Here is a 4,535-nt window from a genome sequence, read left to right as displayed (position 1 = left end):
AGAAAAAAAAAGTTCCAAAACCAGATTTTTTGAGTAATAAAGAGTCATACTGAAAATTAGCTACAAATATAATCCGATAGCCTAGATCACCTTTACAATTATGCTAGCCCTATAACAGCTAATGCGAGATTCAACATCGACAAGTAGTTTTTATAGCAGTCATTCGTACCTCATACCTGACGGAAAAATAGCTTCAACCTTGGTAAAACACCCTATCAAGTTGCGCAATTTATAGAGAAGTAACCAAGCATAACAAGTGTGGAAACATAACTTTCAACGACAACGATACTGGTGTGTACAGGCGTTGTTTCCTAAATCAGAGTTGAGATAGCAACTCCCGCAAGGCTTAGCATCTTTAACTGAGGGGCTGACGAACAGGCATTCCCAGTCCGATAACTTTGTTCATCAACTTGACACCGGCCAAGATCTCACCGACTTGGCCGGTGTATTTTCGTAAGATCAGGGTCGGGCTCAACAGTTGTTTGTCTCGAGACATGGTGGTCTCTGCTAATGAACGTTGATGGTAGCCTGATGCCGTTTTCCATTCCGCCAATTGACCTGATTTCAGCGCAGCAACGGCGTCATTTATTGGGTGTACTTCCTCCTAGTACTTGGCCTTTTTACGCGGTGGTATGGTGGCAATACTACCTTTCCTGAGCAACAATCGATGGCAATTTCGCGTGTCAGAAGCCCCATCGGCAGACACTTGGTGCAAACGGCGACGCTGTGGATTGAGTAAGGTGGGCAGTACTTTGCCTATTCGCCGCACTTTCCAGACTCACTTCGGCGGCAATGATTTCGTGGGTGTGCGCATCGACAGCGAGGTGTAACTTACGCCAGATGTGGCATTGACTCTTGCCATGCTTGCACTCGCTTGCAAAGACAGCTGTATCCTGGCGATGTGAGCGGGACATCCATCAACTGAAAAATGGAATTGATGAATCCTTCCAGTGATCGAAACGGCAAGGCAAAGAATGCTTTGAACATTAACGCGGTTTCGATAGCGCTGTCTCTGTAGTGGAAACCGCGACCGCGACGGCCATGATGTGCATCGCTATACCACTGCTGGATAGCCTGTTCATCGAGCCAAAAAGTGAGAGAGCCACGATTGATTAAGGCACGATGGTACTGCCGCCAGTTGCTGATGTTGTGTCGCGCCTTTCCCATCTGTCTGTTCCTGAGTCCGTCTCTTAAGAGATCGGATCACAGGAGAGCTTGATAGTTCCCTTATTTAGGAAACAGCGCCCTTAAAACGCAATAAACGTAACGCATTCAGCGTAACCAGCGCGGTTGCGCCGGTATCGGCCAACACTGCGAACCATAGGCCGGTGATACCCAGCACAGTGGTGATCAGGAACACCCCCTTCAGACCCAACGCGAAAATCACGTTCTGATGGATGTTGGCCATGGTTGCACGCGATAGTGCAACGAGGTGAGCCACATCGGTAACACTGTTTTTCAGCAGCGCTGCGTCGGCGGTTTCGATGGCCACATCGGTACCTCCACCCATCGCGATACCCACATCTGCTGTTGCCAGTGCAGGTGCGTCGTTGATGCCATCGCCGACCATGGCGACCTTGGCGTTGAGTTTCATTTCGTTGATCAGGCGCAGCTTATCTTCTGGCAGCAGTTCAGCTTCCCATTCCATACCCAAATGGCCGGCGATGGCCTGGGCGGTGCGGTGGTTGTCGCCGGTGAGCATGACGGAGCGCACGCCCATGGCCTTGAGCTGGGCCACGGCTGCTTGTGCATCGGCTCTCGGTTCATCCCGCAGAGCTACCAATCCAAGTGCTTCATGGCTCTGTTCGTCGAACAGCACTGACACAGTCTTGCCGTCATGTTGTAGCGCCTCGATTTGAGTCTGCTGCGCGGACGACAGTATTGCGACTTGGCCAGCGTAGACCGGCGAACCGATGGCTAAAACGCGGCCAGCCACGGTTGCATGCACAGCTTTACCGACAGTGGCATAGGCATTTGACGCGGCGGGGATGAGGAGATTGGCCGCTTCGGCATGCCCGACAATCGCTTTCGCAAGCGGGTGATTGGAGCCGGATTCCACGCTGGCAAAAAGTGCCAGTACTTCATCGTCGCTTTGTTTGGTAAAGGGCTGTGCAAAGGCCGCTACATCGGTAACACGCGGCTTGCCCTCGGTCAGGGTGCCGGTTTTGTCGAAAGCTATGGTCTTTACCTGACCAATAGTTTCTAGGGCGCTGCCGCCTTTGATAAGTAACCCACGGCGGGTGCCTACCGCCAGTCCTGAAGCAATCGCTGCTGGAGTGGATAAAACCAGTGCGCAGGGACAGGCAATCAGCAATAGCGCCAACCCGCGATATAGCCAAGTCGCCCATTCACCGTCCATTAGTAGTGGTGGCAGGATAACGATCAATGCGGCAAGCGCCATCACAGTGGGAGTGTAGTAGCGGCTGAATCGCTCAATGAAGCGGGCTGTGGGTGCTTTGGATGCTTGTGCCTGTTCCACCAGTTGAATAATGCGTGCAATGGTGTTGTCGGCAGCGGTTTTTTCTACGCGGACTTCAAGTACCCCGTCGACGTTGATCGAACCGGCGAAGACAGTATCGCCCGTGGTCTTGGCACTGGGGATGGACTCGCCCGTAACGGGAGATTCATCGAGGCTGGACGAGCCATTAGTAATCACACCATCGGCGGGCACCCTGTCACCTGGGCGCACCAGCACATGGTCATTCACCCGCAGCGAAGCTGCAGCAACCTCGCGCTGCCCGCCTTGGGCATCGAGCAGCACCGCTGTTTTCGGAACCAGTGACGCCAGAGCTCTGATACCGGCGCGGGCACGATCGGCCGCCACACTCTCCAATAACTCACCGATCGAGAATAGGAAAACTACGGCTGCAGCCTCTTCGGCCTCACCAATGAACAGCGCGCCCAATGCGGCTACGGACATCAGCGTTTCGATTGAGAAGGGCGAGCCAGACATGGCCAGCGCAATTGCTTTGCGGGCAAATGGAAACACACCGACAATCACGGCCGCAGCGAATACCCAAGTTCCTTGAGCGGGAAAAAACAGAGCCAGCACGTAGGCGGCCGCCATCAGCATACCCAGACCGGCGACTTGTTTACTCTTACGGGTTTGCCACCAAGGCTGCACGGTCGGCTGATTGTTGGTATCGTTATTCGACGGAGTGGTACGGGCGGATATGCCAAAACCAAGGCGCTTGATGGTTTTTTCAACATCATCGGCCTGAGTGGCCCCATCGGCTAACAACGACAGTGTCAGGCTTTGTGTGGCAAAGTTCAGCTGGACATCAGAAACGCCGGGCATGCGCGCCAGAGCGGTCTCAATCTTGCCGATGCAACTCGCGCAGTCCATGCCTTCGATATGATATTGCATGAGGGTTTCTCCTATGAATGGAAATTATAGGTGCATCATAAACCCTCTAGCAGCTTCAGAGTCAAGCTGTCCAACGCCTTATGTAATAAGATTGATTTTATAGCGCTAAAGCCTATAGTTACTTTAATGTTTTAAGTTATGGATGCCATCATGCCAATCAAGATAGGCGCACTTGCCAAGCACACAGAAACCACTGTCGAAACCATTCGTTACTATGAAAAAGAAGGGTTATTACCAGAGCCTGCCCGCAGCGAAGGTAATTATCGTTTGTATAATGAGGATCATATTGAGCGCCTGCAATTTATTCGCCATTGCCGTACGCTCGATATGACCTTAGAGGAAGTGCGAATCTTGCTGCAGTTTCGAGATAGGCCTTACGAAGACTGCGGCAACGTCAATGAGCTGCTGGATGATCATATCCGTGCTGTAGAAGTACGCATGGAAGAGCTAACGCAATTAAAGCAGCACCTGACGATTTTGCGTCAGAAGTGCTCGAATACAGCACCCACTGCGTCGTGCGGAATTTTACGCGCCCTTGGCGATCGTTCTTGTCACGTTTAAAGCACCGTTTCACTATATGCCTTCAATCTGCCCAGTTAGTTTATCGTGATGTACTGTCACGAAAGGCGCGACGGTAATGTGAAGGTGAAATAGTTAATCTTTTAATTTCTTCGGGGTTAGATGAAGTTAGGGCGAGGCATGTTTTTAAAACTGTTAAATCTTCACGCTCTAGTCATTTCAGTGGAATTGTACGCTTTGTAGCTATTGTCTTAGCCATTTTATCAAGCCTCAGTTTTATAATTTTTATTACTATTGGCGAGTCGCAATTTGTAGCCCTTGCCAAGCAATTAGCGGTAATATTTTTCATTTGCTTTGTTCTTTTTGGCATTATGTCAAGCGCCAGAGGTAAGGCAATGGTTTACGCTAAATTAGTTAATTCTGTCATCTGGTTAGCTTCGTCTTTTATGCTTACGCTCGCTATGTTTCTACATCCTGGCTGGGATAGTAAATGGTTTGGCACTGGTGGGGGGTGGCGGGGTCAAATAGTATCTTTGTTAGGCAACGCCATCTATAACATTGGTTCAACTGGTGTAGCTTATATATTTGCGACTTTATCAATACTTATTCTTTTGCTGTTTTGGGCGGAGACTCATATGCTTAAAACCCA

3 protein-coding genes and 1 pseudogene are annotated in these 4,535 nt (G+C 50.5%); 2 read left to right on the top strand and 2 right to left on the bottom strand.

Features of this window, described 5'->3' with window-relative positions:
- Positions 1-355 precede the first annotated feature (355 nt).
- Together DK871_RS28130 and DK871_RS28125 are read right to left on the bottom strand one after the other, a co-directional pair.
- Positions 356-1,167 (bottom strand): annotated as a pseudogene (locus tag DK871_RS28130) (IS5 family transposase).
- 64 nt (positions 1,168-1,231) lie between these two features.
- Entirely contained in the window at positions 1,232-3,367 is a 2,136-nt protein-coding gene (locus DK871_RS28125) for a heavy metal translocating P-type ATPase (protein WP_161907450.1), read from the bottom strand.
- A gap of 150 nt (positions 3,368-3,517) precedes the next feature.
- Here DK871_RS28125 and cadR point away from each other — a divergent pair, with 150 nt between their 5' ends.
- Positions 3,518-3,928: a Cd(II)/Pb(II)-responsive transcriptional regulator gene (gene cadR / locus DK871_RS28120; protein ID WP_161907449.1), complete on the top strand. Its 411-nt coding sequence runs from the start codon at positions 3,518-3,520 to the stop codon at positions 3,926-3,928.
- Between the two features lie 353 nt (positions 3,929-4,281).
- On the top strand, positions 4,282-4,535 hold a 254-nt coding region (locus DK871_RS28800), incomplete at its 3' end, for a hypothetical protein (RefSeq protein WP_218581562.1).

Origin of the sequence: Pseudomonas sp. L13 (genome assembly GCF_009935965.1) — a bacterium.
In the GTDB taxonomy this organism is placed as follows: Bacteria; Pseudomonadota; Gammaproteobacteria; order Pseudomonadales; family Pseudomonadaceae; genus Aquipseudomonas; species Aquipseudomonas lactis.
Note: the sequence above shows the minus strand (reverse complement) of the source record. Positions and strands in the feature narration are given on the sequence as shown.

Bases quoted from the DNA above. Each gene is read 5' to 3' on its own strand.
- DK871_RS28125 (WP_161907450.1), bottom strand. From the start codon at position 3,367: ATGCAATATCATATCGAAGGCATGGACTGCGCGAGTTGCATCGGCAAG.
- cadR (WP_161907449.1), top strand. From the start codon at position 3,518: ATGCCAATCAAGATAGGCGCACTTGCCAAGCACACAGAAACCACTGTC.